The 17,819-nt window shown below is 70.6% G+C and carries 15 protein-coding genes; 9 read left to right on the top strand and 6 right to left on the bottom strand.

The features are described from left to right. The 4 genes from EMA17_RS27700 to EMA17_RS27685 all read left to right on the top strand — a co-directional run. On the top strand, positions 1-1,081 hold a 1,081-nt coding region (locus EMA17_RS27700; protein ID WP_148112332.1), incomplete at its 5' end, for an AMP-binding protein. Between the two features lie 170 nt (positions 1,082-1,251). Continuing rightward, positions 1,252-2,091: an alpha/beta fold hydrolase gene (locus EMA17_RS27695; RefSeq protein ID WP_126639836.1), complete on the top strand. Its 840-nt coding sequence runs from the start codon at positions 1,252-1,254 to the stop codon at positions 2,089-2,091. A 437-nt stretch (positions 2,092-2,528) separates the two neighbouring features. Further along, positions 2,529-3,077, top strand: coding sequence for a PadR family transcriptional regulator (locus EMA17_RS27690; protein WP_160161585.1), 549 nt, complete (start codon positions 2,529-2,531; stop codon positions 3,075-3,077). Between the two features lie 128 nt (positions 3,078-3,205). Beyond that, a complete protein-coding gene (locus EMA17_RS27685) occupies positions 3,206-3,964 on the top strand; it encodes a siderophore-interacting protein (RefSeq protein WP_126639834.1) in 759 nt (252 codons plus the stop codon). A gap of 584 nt (positions 3,965-4,548) precedes the next feature. Here EMA17_RS27685 and EMA17_RS27680 read toward each other — a convergent pair. Then, positions 4,549-5,148: a hypothetical protein gene (locus tag EMA17_RS27680; protein WP_126639833.1), complete on the bottom strand. Its 600-nt coding sequence runs from the start codon at positions 5,146-5,148 to the stop codon at positions 4,549-4,551. A 586-nt stretch (positions 5,149-5,734) separates the two neighbouring features. On the opposite strand from EMA17_RS27680, the gene EMA17_RS27675 reads away from it, so the two are divergent. From EMA17_RS27675 to EMA17_RS51985, 4 genes are all read left to right on the top strand, one after another. Further along, positions 5,735-6,637, top strand: coding sequence for an aminoglycoside phosphotransferase family protein (locus EMA17_RS27675; protein ID WP_126639832.1), 903 nt, complete (start codon positions 5,735-5,737; stop codon positions 6,635-6,637). Between the two features lie 504 nt (positions 6,638-7,141). Beyond that, positions 7,142-9,340 carry an MMPL family transporter gene (locus EMA17_RS27670; RefSeq protein WP_126639831.1) on the top strand — a complete coding sequence of 733 codons (2,199 nt, stop codon included), beginning with the start codon at positions 7,142-7,144 and terminating at the stop codon, positions 9,338-9,340. A gap of 343 nt (positions 9,341-9,683) precedes the next feature. Next, entirely contained in the window at positions 9,684-10,898 is a 1,215-nt protein-coding gene (locus tag EMA17_RS27665) for a DnaJ C-terminal domain-containing protein (protein ID WP_246126929.1), read from the top strand. Between the two features lie 173 nt (positions 10,899-11,071). Then, positions 11,072-11,221 (top strand): hypothetical protein, encoded by a 150-nt coding sequence (locus EMA17_RS51985; protein WP_160161584.1) that lies wholly within the window; start codon positions 11,072-11,074, stop codon positions 11,219-11,221. On the opposite strand, the gene EMA17_RS27660 is transcribed toward EMA17_RS51985, so the two are convergent. Further along, positions 11,214-11,711, bottom strand: a complete 498-nt coding sequence (locus EMA17_RS27660; RefSeq protein ID WP_246126928.1) for an NAD(P)-dependent oxidoreductase — start codon at positions 11,709-11,711, stop codon at positions 11,214-11,216. The genes EMA17_RS51985 and EMA17_RS27660 overlap by 8 nt on opposite strands. Before the next feature lie 333 nt (positions 11,712-12,044). On the opposite strand from EMA17_RS27660, the gene EMA17_RS27655 reads away from it, so the two are divergent. Further along, positions 12,045-13,148, top strand: coding sequence for a serine hydrolase domain-containing protein (locus EMA17_RS27655; protein ID WP_126639830.1), 1,104 nt, complete (start codon positions 12,045-12,047; stop codon positions 13,146-13,148). 61 nt (positions 13,149-13,209) lie between these two features. Here EMA17_RS27655 and EMA17_RS27650 read toward each other — a convergent pair whose 3' ends face one another. The 4 genes from EMA17_RS27650 to EMA17_RS27635 are packed head-to-tail and all read right to left on the bottom strand — an operon-like array spanning position 13,210 to position 17,757. Beyond that, positions 13,210-14,742, bottom strand: coding sequence for an AMP-binding protein (locus tag EMA17_RS27650; RefSeq protein WP_126639829.1), 1,533 nt, complete (start codon positions 14,740-14,742; stop codon positions 13,210-13,212). Next, positions 14,739-16,004: a thiolase family protein gene (locus EMA17_RS27645; protein ID WP_126639828.1), complete on the bottom strand. Its 1,266-nt coding sequence runs from the start codon at positions 16,002-16,004 to the stop codon at positions 14,739-14,741. Before EMA17_RS27645 ends, EMA17_RS27650 begins: the two co-directional genes overlap by 4 nt. Beyond that, positions 16,001-16,939, bottom strand: coding sequence for a fumarylacetoacetate hydrolase family protein (locus EMA17_RS27640; RefSeq protein ID WP_126639827.1), 939 nt, complete (start codon positions 16,937-16,939; stop codon positions 16,001-16,003). Before EMA17_RS27640 ends, EMA17_RS27645 begins: the two co-directional genes overlap by 4 nt. A gap of 26 nt (positions 16,940-16,965) precedes the next feature. After that, positions 16,966-17,757 carry a cyclase family protein gene (locus EMA17_RS27635; protein WP_160161583.1) on the bottom strand — a complete coding sequence of 264 codons (792 nt, stop codon included), beginning with the start codon at positions 17,755-17,757 and terminating at the stop codon, positions 16,966-16,968. Positions 17,758-17,819 lie beyond the last annotated feature (62 nt).

Here is a 17,819-nt window from a genome sequence, read left to right as displayed (position 1 = left end):
GGACGACACCGGCGACATCATCTTCACCTCCGGCACCACCGGCGCACCCAAGGGCGTGATGACCACCCAGGCACAGACATTGCGGGTGTTCGACACCTGGGCGTCGGTGGTCGGGATCACCGAAGGCGACCGGTACCTGATCGTCAGCCCGTTCTTCCTGACGTTCGGTTACAAGGCCGGGATCATCGCGAGTCTGATCAAGGGCGCCACGCTGATCCCGCAGCCGGTCTTCGACGCGGAGGCCACGATGGCGCTGATCCAACAGGAGAAGGTCACCGTGCTGCCGGGCGCACCGACGATCTACACGTCGCTTTTGGATGCGTTGGCGCGCGAGGGGACGGGCAAGTACGACCTGTCCTCGCTGCGTCTGGCGGTCACGGGGGCGGCGGCGGTGCCGCTGTCCCTGGTCGCCCGGATGGCCGAGGAACTGGGCTTCGACGCGGTGCTTACCGCATACGGGCTGACCGAGTCGTGCGGCACCGCCACCATGTGCCGCCACGGCGACTCGGCCGAGACCATCTCGTCCACCTCGGGCCGGGCCATCCCGGGCGTCGAGGTGATCACGGCGGACGCGGACGGCAAGCCGACCGCGGTCGGCGAGTCCGGCGAGGTGTGGGTGCGCGGATACAACGTGATGACGGGCTACTTCGAGGACCCGGACGAGACCGCGAAGGCGATCGACGCGGACGGCTGGCTGCACACCGGCGACGTCGGCGTCCTGGACGAACACGGCAACCTGCGGATCACCGACCGGATCAAGGACATGTTCATCGTCGGGGGCTTCAACGCCTACCCGGCGGAGATCGAATCCGTCCTCGCCGGACACCCGGCCGTCTCCGAGGCCGCCGTGGTCGGCGTCCCGGACGCACGCATGGGCGAGGTCGGCAAGGCATACCTGCTGCTGCGCCCCGGCGCCGAGGCCACCGCCGACGAGATCATCACGTTCTGCCGCCGGGAGATGGCCAACTACAAGGTGCCGCGCACGGTCGAATTCGTCACCGAGTTGCCGCGGAATCCGGGCGGGAAGGTGCTGAAGTTCGAGCTTCGGGCGCGGGCTGCGAAAGAGGCAGCGCGTCGGTGAAGCAGAGGGGGCGCGACGCCTTGCGTGGAACCGCCCCTTCCGCTTCGGCGGGCTGCCGTGTCATTGAGTCGTCATGGAACGGTCAACGGTTCATCATATTTGTCACCATGATCCGATGTAGCATCCCCATGGAAATGGAGATCGGAGATCGCATTGAGGTGCCATAGGTCATGATGAATTCAATAAACTCCCGTTTAAGGCGATCCATCATCGTCGGCGTCGGAATCCTGGGCGCGGCAGCCGGTTCCGTTCTCCCTGCGGGTGCCGAGGTGCCGGAACAATCTCGGGATCTTCGTTCGTTCTACGAGCAGAAGATCGGCTGGAGCCCTTGCGCGTTCGACCGGGATGTCGAGTGCGCGTCCGTCGAGGTCCCCCTGGACTACTCCCATCCGAGCGGCGAACGCATATCCGTGGCCATCAGCCGCCAGAAGGCAGCGGACAGCAAGGCCCGGCGAGGCGTGCTGTTCTACAACCCGGGCGGTCCCGGGGGGTCGGGGCTGACGAATCAGTACGGCAGGTCGGCACCCAAGGAGCAGTTCAAGGGCACTCCGCTCAACGCCGTCTACGACCTCATCGGATTCGACCCCAGGGGCATCGGGCAGTCGACGCCACTACGGTGTGAGGACTTGGATCTGCCCGACATCAAATCGCGACCGTCCGACAAGGACTTCGATCAATTCGCGACCTGGGCGAAGGAACTCGAGAAGTCATGCGACAAACTGGACGGGCAGCGCCGCAAACACTTCAATACCCGTAACACCGCCCGGGACATGAATGTGATCCGCGCGGTCCTGGGCGAGCGGCGGATCAACTATGTCGGGTACTCCTACGGCACCTATCTCGGAGCCGTCTACGGAAGCTTGTTCCCTTCCCGGCTCGACCGTAGCGTTCTCGACTCCTCGGTCCATCCCGATAAAACAGGCCATGCCTATATGACATCGAAGGCAGAGGCGGCGCGGCGCTTTGTCGAGGAATGGGCCCAAACAACAGGTGCGTGGACGAGCCGGTGACCGAGTACCTGCTGCGAGGCACCCTTCCGTCGAAGCCCGTCGGCTGCCCTGGATCTCTGCGGGGCCCGTCGGCACACTGACGGGCCCCGTGGCACGGCCGGCCTCGGGCCATGCGTGTGGTCGGGGGAGGGGCGGGGTGAGGATCGAGCCGTATGTTCCCGGCGGGGTCGTGCGTCCGCCGGACGCGCCGCCGCCGGGACACTCCCGCGGGGTACTTATCCGTCCCGGTCCACGCGCTCGTCGCCCTCGCCGAGGGCGGCCACGGCGTCGGGGTGGGATCGAACCCGACGCCACCACCCGGCTGTTGAAGGTCGAACCGAAGGCCCGCGAGTCGGGATACCCAAGACATGAGAAGGCGATCCTGCGTCCTTCGGCGAGGTTCGACCCGAGCCGGGATTTCCTTGCGAAAGATATGTCGTACGACATATCTTTCGAGAGTGAACGTACGACGTGGGCACGGCCACGGCAGACGCAGGGGCGCCGACGGTTCGACCGGGACCGGGCGGTTCTTCGCCCCCGGCGAGTTGCGCATCGCGCTGCTCGCGCTGATCGCGGAGCAGCCGGGGCACGGCTACGAACTGATGACGCGTCTGGAGGCCCGCTTCGCCGGGGCCTACCAGGCCAGCGCCGGCGCGGTGTACCCCACCCTCCAGCAGATCGAGGACGAGCAGCTCGCGCTGCGCGAAGTCGACGGCGGTCGCAAGGTCTTCCACATCACCGACGCGGGCCGCCTCGAGGTCGCCGCACATGTCGACGAGATCGAGGCGATCTGGGCCCGCGCGACCGTGCGCGGCGAATGGGGCATGCTGCGCGACCCGAACGCGGCCGAGATCGTCGCCCCGGCGCTGCGCCTGATCAAGGCGGCGGTGGCGACGATCGTCCGTGCGCACGGGGATCCGGCGGTCGTGGAGCGGGTGCGCGGGGTGCTGGAGCACGCCCGCCGGGAGCTCAAGGCGATCGACCGCGATCGTGGGCACCACCGCTGAGCCACCGAGCCGACCCGGAAACCCTCCCGGGCGCCGGCACGGCCACGCCTGCTCGACGCGCTCGATCGTTCGCCTGCTCGACCAACTCGACCAACTCGACTCACTCGACGCACCAGGGAGCTCGTCCGATGAGTACGACCCAACGATCGACCGGAGTCGGTCGCCGGTTCCTCGACCGACTGTCCATCACCGGCACCGTGATCGAGATCGAGGCGATCACGCCGCGGATGCGCCGGGTCCGGATCGGCGGCGACGCCGTCCGCGGGCTCGGCCGGGTGCCGGGGCAGCAGGTCCGGGTACACGTCGGCGACCTGTTGTCGCCGCGGATGTGGATACGACCCGGCGACCTGCTGCGCACGTACTCGGTCTGGTGGTACGACCCGGCGGCCGGCGAGCTGGACCTGTGCGTCATGGACCACGGCGAGGGTCCGGGGGCGCGTTGGGGACGTGACCTGACGGTGGGTCAGGAGGTCCGATTCGGCAGGCCCGAGGGCAGGTTCACCCTGCGCCCGGACGCGCCGTACCACGTGTTCGCCGGCGAGGAGACCGCGGCGGTGGCGATCGGCGCGATGCTCGCGGCGCTGCCCGCCGACGCGGCCGTGTACGGCGCCGTGGAGACCGCGACCCCCGAGGACCGGTTGCCGCTCGCTCGCGGCGCCGAGTTGGTGCTACCCCTGCGCGGCGCGGCCTCGGCGGCGTCCTCGGCCGTGCTGCTCGACGCCGTACGCGGTCTGGAACTGCCCACCGAACCGGGCATCGCGTACGTGGCCGGCGAGGCGAAGACGGTGCAGTCGATCCGCGAGCACCTGGTGGTCGATCGCGGGTGGCCGCGCCGTTCGGTGCTGACCAAGCCGTTCTGGACACCGGGCAAGAAGGGGATGGAGTAGCAGCCACACCGCAAACCCCTCGCCCCCGCCCGAGCCGGGCGTGGCACCGGTGCCGCGCCCGCAGCCGGAATGCCACCCGGACGTCGTCGACGCGGACGGTCGTCGATGGCCTGTCGAACCTCGCCCGCAGGGAAGATGCCGACGACCACGGCGCTGTAGGCGATGTGGCCGCCCGTCCATGCGGCTGCGGTGCGGCCGAGGTTGCGGGGGTGGCCTGCGTCGACGGGCGGCAGTGTTGTTCGTACGCGCGGGTGAGGGCGATCGGGGGTGCGTCCGTCGCGCCCCTCGGCCCGGCGGGGAGGTCGTCACCGTTGAGGACGGGGGCGCGCGGTTGCGACGCGGTTCATGGGCGGCTGGGGTTCGGCGCAGTCATGGCAGCCGTTCACCGGCAACGGTGTGCGGTGGGCGATCGTACGCGTTCCCGGTGACACCGCCCAGGCTCGGACCGGCGTGCGTGACGGCTGTCGCCCGGTTTCGGTGAGCGGCACCGGCGCCGGTACCAAGCAGGATCAGACCGCGTCGGCGAACGCGACGGCGACGCCCGCCCCGCAGCGGGTGGCGTGAACGGATCGCGCCTTACGGCCTCATGGGGCCGCGCGCCGCGCGGCGTTGCGTAGTGACTCCAGGATGATGCTCCCGGGGTAGTACTTGCGGGGGTATTTGTTGCGGTAGTAGCAGTCCCAGTAACTGGCCACGCGTTGGCTCGTGAGCTCCAGGAATCGCGGGTTCGCGGCGAGGAACGTGCCGTAGACGTCGTGCTGCGGCGTTCCGGGGACGTCGATGTCGACCAGCCCGTCCCGGATGGCGCGCTGGATCTCCACCACGTACTCGCCCACCAGTTGGACCACGAAGGGTGCCACCCACGGCTCGACCACGGGAAGGATGCGCTCCAGGTGGCGTTGGCGCACCCGGCCGTCGTGGTGCCGCGTGTAGAGGCAGTCGAGGACGGTCATCCGGCGCCCGGAGAACGACGCGGAGAGCGCGAAGTCCGGCGCTTCGTCGTACACGCGGTAGGGAATCGCCACACGTTCGCCGTGGACGTCGACCGGGAACGGTTGCACGGGCACCCGCCTGGACGGCGGAAGCGTCGACGCGACGGCGAGCACGTCGTCGGCGAGGAAACCCGGGAACGCCGCAACGAAGTACGCGGCGTTGTTCGGATGCTCTGCGGGAGCGGATGTCATCGGCGTGGTCTCCGGCTGTCGACCGAGACGTCCGCGTCGGAGGCCGGATGCAGGCCGGTGGCCGCAAGAAAGTCCGTGAGGGCCACGTACCCGTCGTTCGTGCGGTCGTTCCACCCCTTCACCGTTCGGGGCGGCCAGGTTTCCCACACGTCGTTGGTCGATGAGTCCGGGTCGCCGTCCGGGTGCCGCTCGACGGTGCTGATGCCGTGGCGGTGGTGCGGGAAAAGGCAACGGCCGTCCGAGGTCCGCGCGTTCCACTGCGATGGGTGACTCGCACACGTCTCCGCCGGCCGCACGATCACGTCATCCATCGGTCCCCGCAACGTCGTCGATATCGACGGCCGATCGTATCCGGCATCGACCGCGGTACATACCGGACCTACTGCGGTAGGGCCTCCAGCGCGAACCTCACGACCTGCGGAGCCGTCACGGCGCCGCGCGGACACGTGGTGCCGCTCTCGCCGACCGCCACCATCCCATGGCCTCCGGGCGATGCCTGGTGAATTCGGGCGACAGGCGGGTTCACGAGGTGTTGTGATGGCTTCGGTCGCCCGCCGTGTGGGCGGGCCCTGCTCGGGAGTCGTTCTTGGGATTCGGTGCCGGCGCAGACCCTCGTCGGCCCTCGGTCGATGCCGTGTTGGTCGGGCGCCTGGTGGGTTCGCAGTTTCCGCGGTGGGCGGGGTTGCCGCTCGCGCGGGTCGCGCGGGCCGGGTCGGACCATGTGATCTATCGGCTCGGGGAGGATCTGGCCGTTCGGTTGCCTCGCCATGAAGGGGCCATGGGGCAGGCCGAGAAGGAGTCCGTGTGGTTGTCCGGGCTTGCGCCGCGTCTGCCGTTGGCGATTCCGGTGTCCGTGGGAGTGGGTGAGCCCGGATTCGGCTATCCGTGGCCGTGGGCGGTGGCCCGCTGGTTGGACGGTGAGACGGCAACGGTCGAGGGTCTGGCCGATTCGTCCGATGCCGCAGTTCGGCTGGCGGAATTCCTGGTCGCCCTCCAGGGGTTCGCGCCCGAGGGCTTCCCGGACGGGGCCGCTTTCGACGAGCTCGCCGGGCGGCCGCTGGTCGAACGGGACGATGCGACACGGGCCGCCATCGCGGAGGTCGACGGCACGTTCGACGCCGCAGCCATGACCGCGCTGTGGGACGCGGCGCTGAACGCCCCCGGATGGGAGCGCCCTCCGGTCTGGTTCCACGGCGACTTCCACACCGGCAATCTGCTGACCGTCGATGGTCGCCTCAGCGCCGTGATCGACTTCGGCGAACTCGGCATCGGCGATCCGGCCTGCGATCTGACCATCGCCTTCACCCTGATGTCCGCCGAGAGCCGGTCCGTGTTCCGCGCCGCGCTCGATGTGGACGATGCCACGTGGACCCGGGGCCGCGGGTGGGCACTGGCCACCGGCCTGAACGCCTACACCACCTATGCCGCCGTCAACCCTCGGGTCGCCGCGCAGACGACGCGTCAGATCACCGAGGCGCTGATCGGTTGATCCATCGAGGTCGGCACATCCCGGCACATCGTCGACGGCCATGTTTGTCGTTTCGCGCAGCCCGAGTCTCCGCCTGCACGCCGTCGTCGACTCGGCCATCGTCGGTTGGGAGAAACCCCACCCGCGCATCCACGAACTCGCCTTGAACGCGGCCCTGGTTCGGCGGCGTCGAGGTCACCGGGGGCGGTGGCGCAGGGCCTGGTGGGAGGCCGAGGTTGGTGGCGTTCGAGGGGAACCAGGAGTAGAGCTCGCCTCCCGCCGCGACTGCCCACGCCGGTGGCCCGGCGCGCACGCCCCGCACGCACGCCCACCCGCCTCCGGGCCGGGTGGTCGGGGTTGTCGGCGCGTCGGCGGGATTTTGGTGCACCGAAGAGGACAAAATAGGGCGGGATTATTGGGTTTTGTATGTCCTTGTATGTCCTTGTGTGTCTTTGTGGTCGCGGGTCGCCGTGTGGTGCTTCGTGTGCCGGTTGCGGCCTGTCGGTAGGTGTGGAGGGAAACGGCTTGTCCACCTATCTGTTCCGGCTGGGGAAATGGGCGTTTCGGCGTCGGCGGTGGGTCCTGGGATTCTGGCTCGCCGTCGCGGTGACCGCCATCGTCCTGGCCACGGTCAGCGGTGGCCAGACCAACGACAGCTTCACCATCCCGGGTACCGAGTCCCAGCGGACGACGGACCTGTTGGAGCAGAAGTTGCCGGCGCTCGGCGGCGCGCAGACCCAGGTGGTGTTCGCCGTGAAGAGCCCGGCCAAGGTCACCGACCAGGGCCCTCGCGCCGGCATCGAGGCGGCCGTCGCGCAATTGCGGACCGTGCCGCAAGTGGCCTCCGTGTCGGACCCGTTCACCGATCAGGGGGTCGCGCCCGACCAGCAGGTCGCGTTGGGCTGGGTGCAGTACACGGCGCAGCCGGCCGACGTCGAGGATTCCACCCTGGACAAGCTCGAGGATGCCGTGGCGCCGGCCAAGCAGGCCGGTGTCCAGGTCGAGTACTCGGGCAGTGTGTACCCGGGCTGGCGGATCACCCCCTCCGAACTGCCCGAGCTGATCGGTCTGGCGATCGCGCTGATCATCCTGCTGATCACCTTCGGCGCGGTGGTCGCCGCCGGCGTGCCGATCGTCAACGCGATCATCGGCGTGGTGATCGCCCTGATGGGGGTGACCGCGCTCGCGTCGGTGGTGGACATCGCGTCGGCGTCCACGACGGTGGCGCTGATGCTCGGTCTGTCCTGCGGGATCGACTACGGGCTGTTCATCCTGTTCCGGCACCGCAACAACCTGATCGCCGGCATGACGCCGGAGGAGTCCGCGTCGCTGGCCCTGGGCACCGCCGGGAGTTCGGTGGTCTTCGCCGGGCTCACCGTGATCATCGCCCTGTGCGGGCTGGCCGTCGTGGGCATCCCGTTCCTGACCCTGATGGGGCTGTGTGCGGCGGCGGCGGTGTCGGTCGCGCTGCTGATCGCGCTCACCCTGCTGCCGGCGATCCTGGGCTTCGCCGGTCCCAAGGTCGCCAAGTTCATCGACACCCGGCTGCGGCCCGGGCACCACGAGGAGGTCGCGCGGATCACCGCGACCGAGCCGGCCCGGACGTTCGGCGCGACCTGGGCGCGCTTCGTGGTGCGTTTCCGGATCCCGGTCCTGGTCCTCGGCGTCGGCCTGTTGCTCGTGCTGGCGATCCCCGCGGCGAGCATGGACCTGGGGCTGCCCAGCGCCGCGTCGCAGCCCGAGTCCTCCACCCAGCGCAAGGCGTACGACCTGACCGCGGAGAGCTTCGGGCCCGGCTTCAACGGACCCCTCCTGGTGGTCGCCGACGGACCCGTCGACCAGAGCGGCGTGCAGACGTTGGTGAACGCGCTGCGGCAACAACCGGACGTCGCGGCGGCGGGTCCGCTCGCCGTGAACAACGAGGTGGCCGTGGTGCGGGTGATCCCGACGACCGGACCCAACTCCGACACCACCGCCGACCTGGTGCACCACATCCGGGACAACCGCGCGGCGATCGAGAACGGCGTCGGCGCGCCGATCCTGGTCGGCGGCAGCACCGCTTCCAACATCGACGTGTCCACGAAACTCTCCGACGCGCTGCCGGTGTTCCTGCTGGTGGTGGTCGGGCTGGCCTTCGTGCTGCTGACCTTCGCGTTTCGGACCATCCTGGTGCCGATCAAGTCGATCCTCGGCTTCCTGCTGTCGATCGGCGCGGCCTTCGGCGCGGAGGTCGCGATGTTCCAGTGGGGCTGGGGCGAGGACATCTTCGACATCACCCCCACCGAGACGATCAGCTTCCTGCCGATCCTGATGCTCGCGATCATCTTCGGTCTGTCCAGCGACTACGAGGTGTTCGTCGTCTCGCGGATCAAGGAGGACTACACCACCTCGGGCGATGCCCGAGGCGCGGTCGCACGCGGCACCGGGTTGTCGGCGCGGGTGGTGACGGCGGCGGCGCTGATCATGTTCTCGATCTTCGTGGCGTTCATGTTCACCGACGACCCGACCATCAAGGTGATCGGCTTCAGCTTCGCGGTCGGTGTCTTCCTGGACGCCTTCGTGGTCCGGCTCACCCTGGTCCCGGCGACGATGGCGATCGTCCGGGCCAAACTCTGGTACCACCCGCAGTGGTTCGCGAAATACGTCCCCGACCCGGACATCGAGGGCAAACGCCTGGAGGAACGCCTGGCCGGCCCCGCGCCGACGGGCGGCGCGGGGCACTGATCCGGGCCGAAATCGCTGGGTGGTGTCGACGCTCGTCGATTGGCGTACGTCGCCCTTGGAGCAACGTGCCGCACCCAGGTTCCGACAGCCGACCGCGCTGGACCCCCGTCTCCCGCAGCACTCCGACGGTCGCCCACCTGCGTGGTTGTTGGTAATCCCCGGGGGCTCGGCACACCGACCCGCTCATGGTCTCTCGGCGGGCCCGTGACGGGGAGGAGGCCCGGCGCAGACCAGAAGTGGCTTTCGGACCACGGCAGTTGCTCGACCATGGTCTCCTGAACGGCGACGGATCGAACACTCGCCCCGGTCGGCGGACCTGGGGCGGCACCCCGGGGAGGAATCGATGATCACAGATGCCGAGCGCGAGTTGGGCGCCTTCATCCGCAACCATCCGACGGACAACGCACGCCGCGGGCGCGTCGCGGTCGTCGCGCTGCTGGTCGGCCTGACACTGGCGGCCGTCGCGGTCCCGTCGACGATTTCCGTCTTCACCGAAGACCCCGGGGCCGCGCAGTTCGTCGGGCTGCTGTGGGGCGGTGCCTTGATCGGTCTCTGGGGCGGAATCTCCGGCGGGCTGCGGACCGTGCGGCGACACGACGAGGTGTTCGTGCTGCGCGAGGGCGGGCTGGTCTGCCGGTGGACCGGAGGATTACGGGTGCTGCCCTGGACAGCGATCCGCTGCGTGGCCGACCACGGACAGCGCCACATCCTGGCCCGGGCCATGGGATGGGACGTGCACCTGGTCCTTCGGCTCAGGGGTGGCGGACGGCTGGTGCTGACCGGTTACACGCAGGACGCGGACCGGCTCGCCGCACGGATCGAGGCCGCCGTGGCGGCCATATCGGCGCCGGACCGCGAGCCGCCCCACCACGGTTCGTCGTCGGACGATCGGCGCGGCGACGACGCCCTGATCCGGATCCCCGTGCAACTCGAAGAGGTCGTCCTCGGCACGATTCGGGAGATCCGGCTCGACAGCGCCGTCGTCTGCCCACTCTGTGACGGAGAACGCGTCGCCCCCGGCACCGCGAGGCATCCTTGTGCCCAGTGCTCGGGCAACGGCCGAGTCCGGACACGGCCGGGCCGGCGTTCGTGCCTGCGGTGCACGGAATTGGGCACCACGGTTCCCGATCCGTGCGAGGAGTGCGCGGGCGAAGGGCGCGTGCGCGTCCTACGCACGCTCACGTTCAAGATCCCGGGAGGCGTCGACACCGGCACCCGGATCCAGCTGAAGGGCGATGGCGAGGTGGGCCCGGGCGGGGGCCCGGCGGGTGACCTGTACATCGAGGTCAGCGTGGAACCGCACGCGGTGTTCCGGCGTCGCGGGGACGACCTGCACTGCACCGTCGAGGTCTCCGCAGCCGCCGCCGCGCACGGCACCACGGTCCCGTTGCAAACATTCGACTCCGACGAGGCCACCGGGGACGACACCCGGGTCGAGATCCCGCCGGGCACGCGACACCTTGACGACATCCGCCTTCCCGGGCTGGGCGTCACCCACCTGCGCGGCGGCGGCCGCGGTGACGTCGTCGCCACCGTCCACATCCTCGACCGGCGGTGACGGCCCCGGTCACGGCGGCCCTCGACGGGCATTCCGGGCCCGGCGCTCGGACGGTGCGGAGGTCGCTCCGACCGAGCTCGGCGACCGTGCCCGAGCAGCCGTACCCTGCGGCGGCGTGGTGGTTCCGCCGGGGGGCGGCGCCGGCGAAGTCGGGACTTCCGTACGTTTCGGCCGTGCGCTCCACGGCTGTGCGTACCGCCTCCTCGTCGGCGATGTCGACGCGCGACACCAGCGCCCGACCGCCGTCCTTCCCGATCATCTCGGCGGTCACGGCTGCGGTGGCCGCGTCGACGTCGGTCGCGGTGGCGGTGGTGATCAGGTGAGGGGTACGACGATGTCGTTTCCGTACCGGCCCGACTCCGCCTCGTCCAGCAGCAGCGACGCCGGCGTGGTTCGGGAGATCCGGGGCGGCAGCAGCGGGCGTCGCAGTTGCGCCGGCGGTACGACGCTGCGGGTGGGGCCGAGCGGTCCGCCGGTGACCTCCGGGGCGTGGAAGACCGTGGCGCCGGCCCGCAGCGCGATTTCGTCGGCCTCGGCCTTCTCCGCCGGTTCCGATCCGACGAACATCCGCATCACTCCGGCGTAGATCAGCCCGCCCGACCGCCTGGAGACACCCGAGCCGAGTGCCCCCAGCCACACCGTGCGCACGTGCGCCTCGGCCATTCGCCGGGCACCGGCGATCAGCGCGCCCGGGCCGTCGCCCTTGCCGACGCCGACGGCCGAGACCACCACGTCCACATCGCTCAGCGCGGGAAAGCCGCTCGCATCGGTGACGTCCGCCTGCCGGACCTCCACCTGCCGGGACGCGGGCACGGTCTTGGCGTTTCCTTCCGGTGCGGGTGTGCGGAATGCCCGGGGCTTGGACGATCTCGTCGGGGACGTGGCGTGGGGACGCACCGCGACGGCGCGGTCCTCGGTCGGGGTCGGGGGAGCGGCGGTATGACGTCGCGTGCCGACGATCGTCCACTGCCACGGCAGTGGTCATTCGTGCTCGTTCGTTCGGGTTCTCGTGGCGGGTGGGTGGCCCGGTGGTCGGGCCGCGTGAAGGAGTGCTGTCGGGATGTCGAGATCCCGCCGTTGGTTCCGACCCTCGGGTGAACGGTGCCCACAGGTGCCGTTTTCGAGGATCGAGAGGGTACGAACGTCATGCAGAAGCTTGTGCAACGGGCCGTTGACCGCCTGGTCGAGTCGGGTGCCGAACTGGGTGTCCAGGTCGCGGTGTACCGGCACGGCGAGTTGGTGGTGGACGCGGTGGCCGGGACGGCCGATCCGGGCAGCGGGCGTGCGGTCGCCTCGGATACCCCGTTCTACAGCGCCTCCACGGGCAAGGGCGTCACCGCGACGGTGGTGCACGTCCTCGCCGACCGCGGTGCCCTCGACTACGACACGCCGATCGTCGACCTGTGGCCCGAGTTCGGCGCCCACGGCAAGGACGGGGCGACCGTCCGCCACGCGCTGACCCACTCGGTCGGCGTCCCGGCGGTGCCGTCCGACCTGACGGTGCGGGATCTGGCCGACTGGGATCGGATGTGCGCCCTGATCGCCGGTTCCGAGCCCTGGTGGGAGCCCGGGACCAAGACCGGCTACCACGCCACGACCTGGGGCTTCGTGATGGGCGAAATCGTGCGCCGAGCCACCGGCACGCCGATTTCGCACGTGCTCCGGCAGGAGGTGACGGGTCCGCTGGGCATCGCCGACGAGTTGTTCTTCGGCGTCCCGGAGTCCGAGCTCGGCCGGCTTGCCCGACTCGAGGACGCGCCCGGTGCCGCCGAGATGATGGCGGCGATGCCCGCCGACCTGCCGATGTTCAAGGCCACGCCGCCCGCCGTGACCCCCAGCGCCCGATACGGCAACGATCCCTTGGTGCTCACGTCGGACATTCCCTCGGGTGGCACGATGTCCGCCCGCGCGGTGGCCCGGATGTACGCCGCGCTGCTGGGCGAGGTCGACGGTGTCCGGCTGGTCTCGGAGGCACGGCTGCGTGCGGTCACGGCCCTGGCCACGGCCGACATCGACCAGATGGTCGGCTTTCCGATGCCGCGGGCGCTGGGCTACAACCTCGGCCGGCCCGGCGCCGTCCCGCAACGGACGTCGGGCGTTTTCGGCATGCCCGGCATGGGGGGCAGCGCGGCGTGGGCCGACCCCGCGACCGGCATCTCCTTCGCGCTGACCAAGAACCGGTTCTTTCCCGGCCCTTCCGCCGCCGTCGATCGGATCGGCGAGATGGTCGCGAAGGCCGCCACCGACTGAGGCCCGCCGACGCCCCGGGCCATGATCCACCACCCCGGCGGGGTCCCGGCCCGCGAGGTGGTCACCGGGTGCGCAGTGCCTTCTTGTCGACCTTGCCGAGCGCGGTGAGGGGCAACGTCTCGTGCACGCTGATGTGTTTGGGGGTCCAGACGCCGCCCTTGGTCCGTCGTACGTGGTCGGCGAGTTCGTCGGGCGACACGTCGTGGCCGTCGTGCAGCACGACGGCGGCGACGACCGCCTCGCCCCAGTGCGGGTCGGGTTCTCCGTAGACGGCGCAGTGCGCGACGGCCGGGTGGTCGGACAGGACGTCCTCGACCTCGCGCGGGTAGACGTTGAATCCGCCGGTGATGACGACGTCCTTGATCCGGTCGACGATGGTCAGCCGGCCCGAGGCGTCGGCTCGGGCGATGTCGCCGGTGTGCAGCCAGCCGTCGCGCAGCGCCGCGCGCGTCTGGTCGGGTTTGTTCCAGTAGCCGTCCATGACGAGCGGGCCGCGCACGCAGACCTCGCCCGGTTCGCCGACGGGGACGGGGTTGCCGTCGTGGTCGAGCAGTCGGATCTCGCATCCCGGGACGGGGCGTCCGCAGGAGACGAGGACCGCGGGGTCGTCGTGGTGCTCGTCCGGGTCCAGGACGGTCAGCGCGTTGGGGGCCTCGGCCTGGCCGTAGTGCTGGCTGAGGACGGGGCCGAACCGTTGCCGCGCCTGGATCAGCCGGGCGGGGCTGGTGGGTGCGGCGCCGTAGAGGATCCAGGCCAGCGCGGACAGGTCGGCGGTGGGGGTGCGGGGGTGGTCGAGGAGGGTGTAGAGCATGGTGGGCACCACGAACGTGGCGTTGACGCCGTCGTGTTCGACCGCGTCCAGGACCCGGTCCGGGTCGAACCCGGGATGGATCACGAAGGTCGCGCCGCGCAGCAGTCCCGGGGCGATCAGCAGTCCTGCGGCGTGCGACATGGGGGTGGTGACGAGGAAGGTGGTCCGTTCGGGCCAGGCCCAGGTGGTGCCGGCCCAGGCATTGGCGGTGAGCGAGCGGTCGCCGAGGACGACACCCTTGGGTTCGCCGGTGGTTCCACCGGTGTAGAAGAGGTAGTCGGCCGGGCCGCGCCGGTCCCCGGCGGCGGGGGTGGTGTCGATGTCCTCGGCCAGGTCGGCGAGTTCGGACAGGGTCACGACCCTCGTGGCGGCGGCGCGGGCCGCGGCGGCGCGGTCGGCGAACCGGGTGTCGTCGACGACGAGCAGGTCGGCGCCGCTGTCGCGAAGCACGTAGGCGTCGTTCTCCCGGCTCCCGAGCGGGTGCAGCGCGGTGAACCGGACACCCGCCAGGCACGCGGCGGCCATGATCGTGAACGCCTCGGGGCGGGGCCCGGTGAGCAGGGCCAGCGCGCGCTCGGGAGCGGGTCCGTGCCGTCCCAGCACGGCGGCGATGCGTTCGATGCGCTCCGCGGTGGCGCCATAGGTGAGCGTGTGCGACCGGCCGTCCTCGGTCCAGCGGAACGCCTCGCGGTCGGGTCGGCGGCGCAGGGCGGACAGGATCAGTCGGGCGTAGCCGCCGTCGTGGTGCACGGGGTCGGGGGCGTGGGGTGCGCTGGTGGTCATCGGGTGCCTCCCAGGATGGTGACGGCCGCGACGGCTTCCTCGATGCCGTAGAGTCCGCCGCCGTTCTCCGCGACGGCGATTCGCGCGCCGGGGACCTGCCGGGCGCCGGCTTCACCGCGCAGTTGGGTGACCAGTTCGAAGATCTGCGCGAGGCCGGTGGCCGACACCGGGTGTCCGCGTGATTCCAGGCCGCCGGACGGGTTGACGGGCAGGTGTCCGCCCAGGCCGCCGGCGCCGGTCAGCGACCAGGGGCCGCCCTCGCCGATGGCGCAGAAGCCGAGGTTCTCGATCTGTTGGATCTCGCCGAACGCGGTGGCGTCGTGGACTTCGGCGACGTCGACGTCCGCGGGTGCCAGTCCGGCCTGTTCGTACGCGGCGAGCGCCGCGCGGCGGCCGATGTGCAGTTCCGGGCGGTCGGCGGGGCGGTCGCTTCCGGAGACGAGGGTGTTGGCGAGGACGCGGACGGCTCGTGGGTGTCCGGGGCGGGTGCGGGCGGTGTGGGCGCGCATGACCACGACGGCGGCGGCTCCGTCGCTGACGGGTGAGCACATGGGCACGGTGAGCGGGTGGGCCACTTTGCGTGCGGCGAGGATCTGTTCGGGCGTGAAGGGCCTGCGGAAGTGTGCGCGCGGGTTGTGCACGGAGTGTGCGTGGTTCTTGGCGGCGACGGTGGCCAGCTGGTGGCGGGTGGTGCCGAAGCGGTGCATGTGCGCGCGGGCCAGCGAGGCGTAGATGTCCATGAACACCGACCGCCGGCCGTCGCCGGGATGCGCTTGCGTGCCCTGCGGCACGTCTCCCTCGGAGAGGGCGCGCAGGCCGGCGAGTGTCTCCTCGCGGCGGTGCACGTCCAGGGCCCCGTCGAAGACGGCCAGCCCGAGGGCGGTGTCCGCGCACACGAGCTTGTCGACGCCGACGGCCAGGGCGGCATCGGACATGCCGGCGCGTACGTGCGCGACGGCCAGCCACAGGGCGGTGGCTCCGCCCGCGCAGGCGTTCTCGACGTTGACCACCGGGGCGTGCCCGAGTCCGCGCGGGCGCAGCGCCGTCTGGCCGGGGATCATGTGCTGTCCCTCGAGGGCCTTTTGGCTGACGTTGGCGTAGAACACGGCGCCGATCTCGTGGGGTCGGACGTGTGCGTCGCTCAGCGCGTCGGCGACGGCGGATCCGGCGAGGTCGGCGGCGGTGCGGTCGGTGTGCCGGCCGAAGGGGGTGCAGCCGACTCCCGTGATCACCACGTCGTCGGTGCCGGCGGAGGCGTTCACGCGGTCACCACCGTGTTGCGCAGGACGCCGATGCCGGAGACCTCCAACTCGACGGTGTCACCCGGTTCCAGGAATCGGCCGTGCTCGACCCCGCAGCCGGTGGGCACGGTGCCGGAGCACAGGACCTCGCCCGGGTACAGCCGGGTGGCCGTGGAGGCGAAGGCGATCATGTCGGCGAAGGTGTGGTCCATGTCGGCGCTGGTGCCCCGGCTGACCTCGGTGCCGTTGATCCGGGCCACCATGGACAGCCGGTACGGGTCGGTCAGTTCGTCCGCGGTGACGATCCAGGGGCCGAGCACGTTCGCGTCGGTGAAGTCCTTGCACTTGCTCAGGCCGAGCCCCGTGGCCATCTCCTCCATCTGGGTGTCGCGGGCGGTGAAGTCGTTGAAGATCGTGTAGCCGAAGATGTGTTCGGCGGCCCGCTCCCGGGGGATGTCGGTGCCGCCGCGACCGAGGACGCAGGCGAACTCCAGTTCGTAGTCGCGCACCGTCGAGTAGGCGGGCCAGTGCACGTCGGTCTCGTGACCGGCGAGCGCGAGCCGGTTGGCGATGTAGTACAGCGGGCGCTCGAGTTGCACCCGGGGCAGTTCGACGCTGTGCGCGGGCACGCCCTGCATGCGGGCGCGGGCGTTGCGGAAGTGGTCCATGAAGCCGCCGAAGTCGCGGATCTGTGGCGGGTTCGGAAGCGGCGACCGCCACTGTACGTCGGTCGTGTCGACGACGGCCGCCTCGGGCGGGTCGGCGAGGACGCGGTCGATGGCCTCCCGGGCGCGGTCGCCGCCCTCGATGATGTCCGACATCGAGGCCAGGAGCGGGCGGCTCTCCCGGGGCAGGGCGTAGCCGGCGGCGCGGTCGAGCAGGACGAGGCGTTGCTCGTGCTCCATCACGACGGCGGCGTGGTCGCTCGCGTCGTACCCGACGGTGGCAAGTTTCACAGGGTCCTCCTGGTGAAGGGGTCGGGTCACACGAACGCGACGACGCGGGCGGGGGCGGCGCTGGCCCGGGCCAGCTTCAGCGGGAAGAACGCCACCTTGAACCCGGCGGGCGGAAGGGCGGCCAGGTTGGCGAGTTGCTGGACGATGAAGACCTCGCGCTCGCGGCCGGCGCGGTGTCCGTCCCACAGGACGGCGTTGTCGCGGCCCTCGCGGAAGGCGCGCGCCATCACGCCGAACGGCAGATCCCAGCCGGCGGCGTCGGTGCCGAGCACCTTGGCGCCCCGGTCGGCCAGGAACAGGGTGCCCTCGCGGCTCATCCCCGGGTATCGGAAGAACTCCGGGTCCCCGGGTCCGAATCCCTCCTGCCCGGTGCGCAGGAGCACGGCGCCGCCCGCGGGAACCTCGGCCGCGGTGTCCTCGATGGCGTCGCGGAGCGCCGCGACCTCGATCGCGGTGTCCGGCCGGCAGCGACCGCGCAGGTCGAGGACGATCGCCTCGCACCACAGTTCGTCCACGGCGATGTCGGTGATGGTGCGTGCCGGGCGGCCCTCGCACGTGGATCCGTAGTGCAGCGGCGCGTCGACGTGCGTGCCCAGGTGCGAGCTGAAGCCGTCGAGCGTCTCCGAGCCCCAGCCCTCGCCGTCCGGCAGGTCCTCGACGCCGCATCCCATGGCGCGGGCGAATTCCTGCCGGCCGTCGCCGGTCGGGTGTGCGTATGTCACCTGCGGGGCCACCACCCCGGCCAGCGCGCGCAGTTCCTCGGGGAGCCGTTCGCGGTCGGCGGGATCCAGGGTCCGGGTGAGGTCGATCAACTGCATGGCACGATCACCTGCCTCTCGTTGGACCTCCAACATAATATTGGACGCTCAACACAGCAAGT

This window comes from Embleya hyalina (assembly GCF_003967355.1).
Classification (GTDB): domain Bacteria; phylum Actinomycetota; class Actinomycetes; order Streptomycetales; family Streptomycetaceae; genus Embleya; species Embleya hyalina.
The sequence above is the reverse complement of the archived record's forward strand: the minus strand, read 5'-3'. Positions and strand labels throughout refer to the sequence as shown.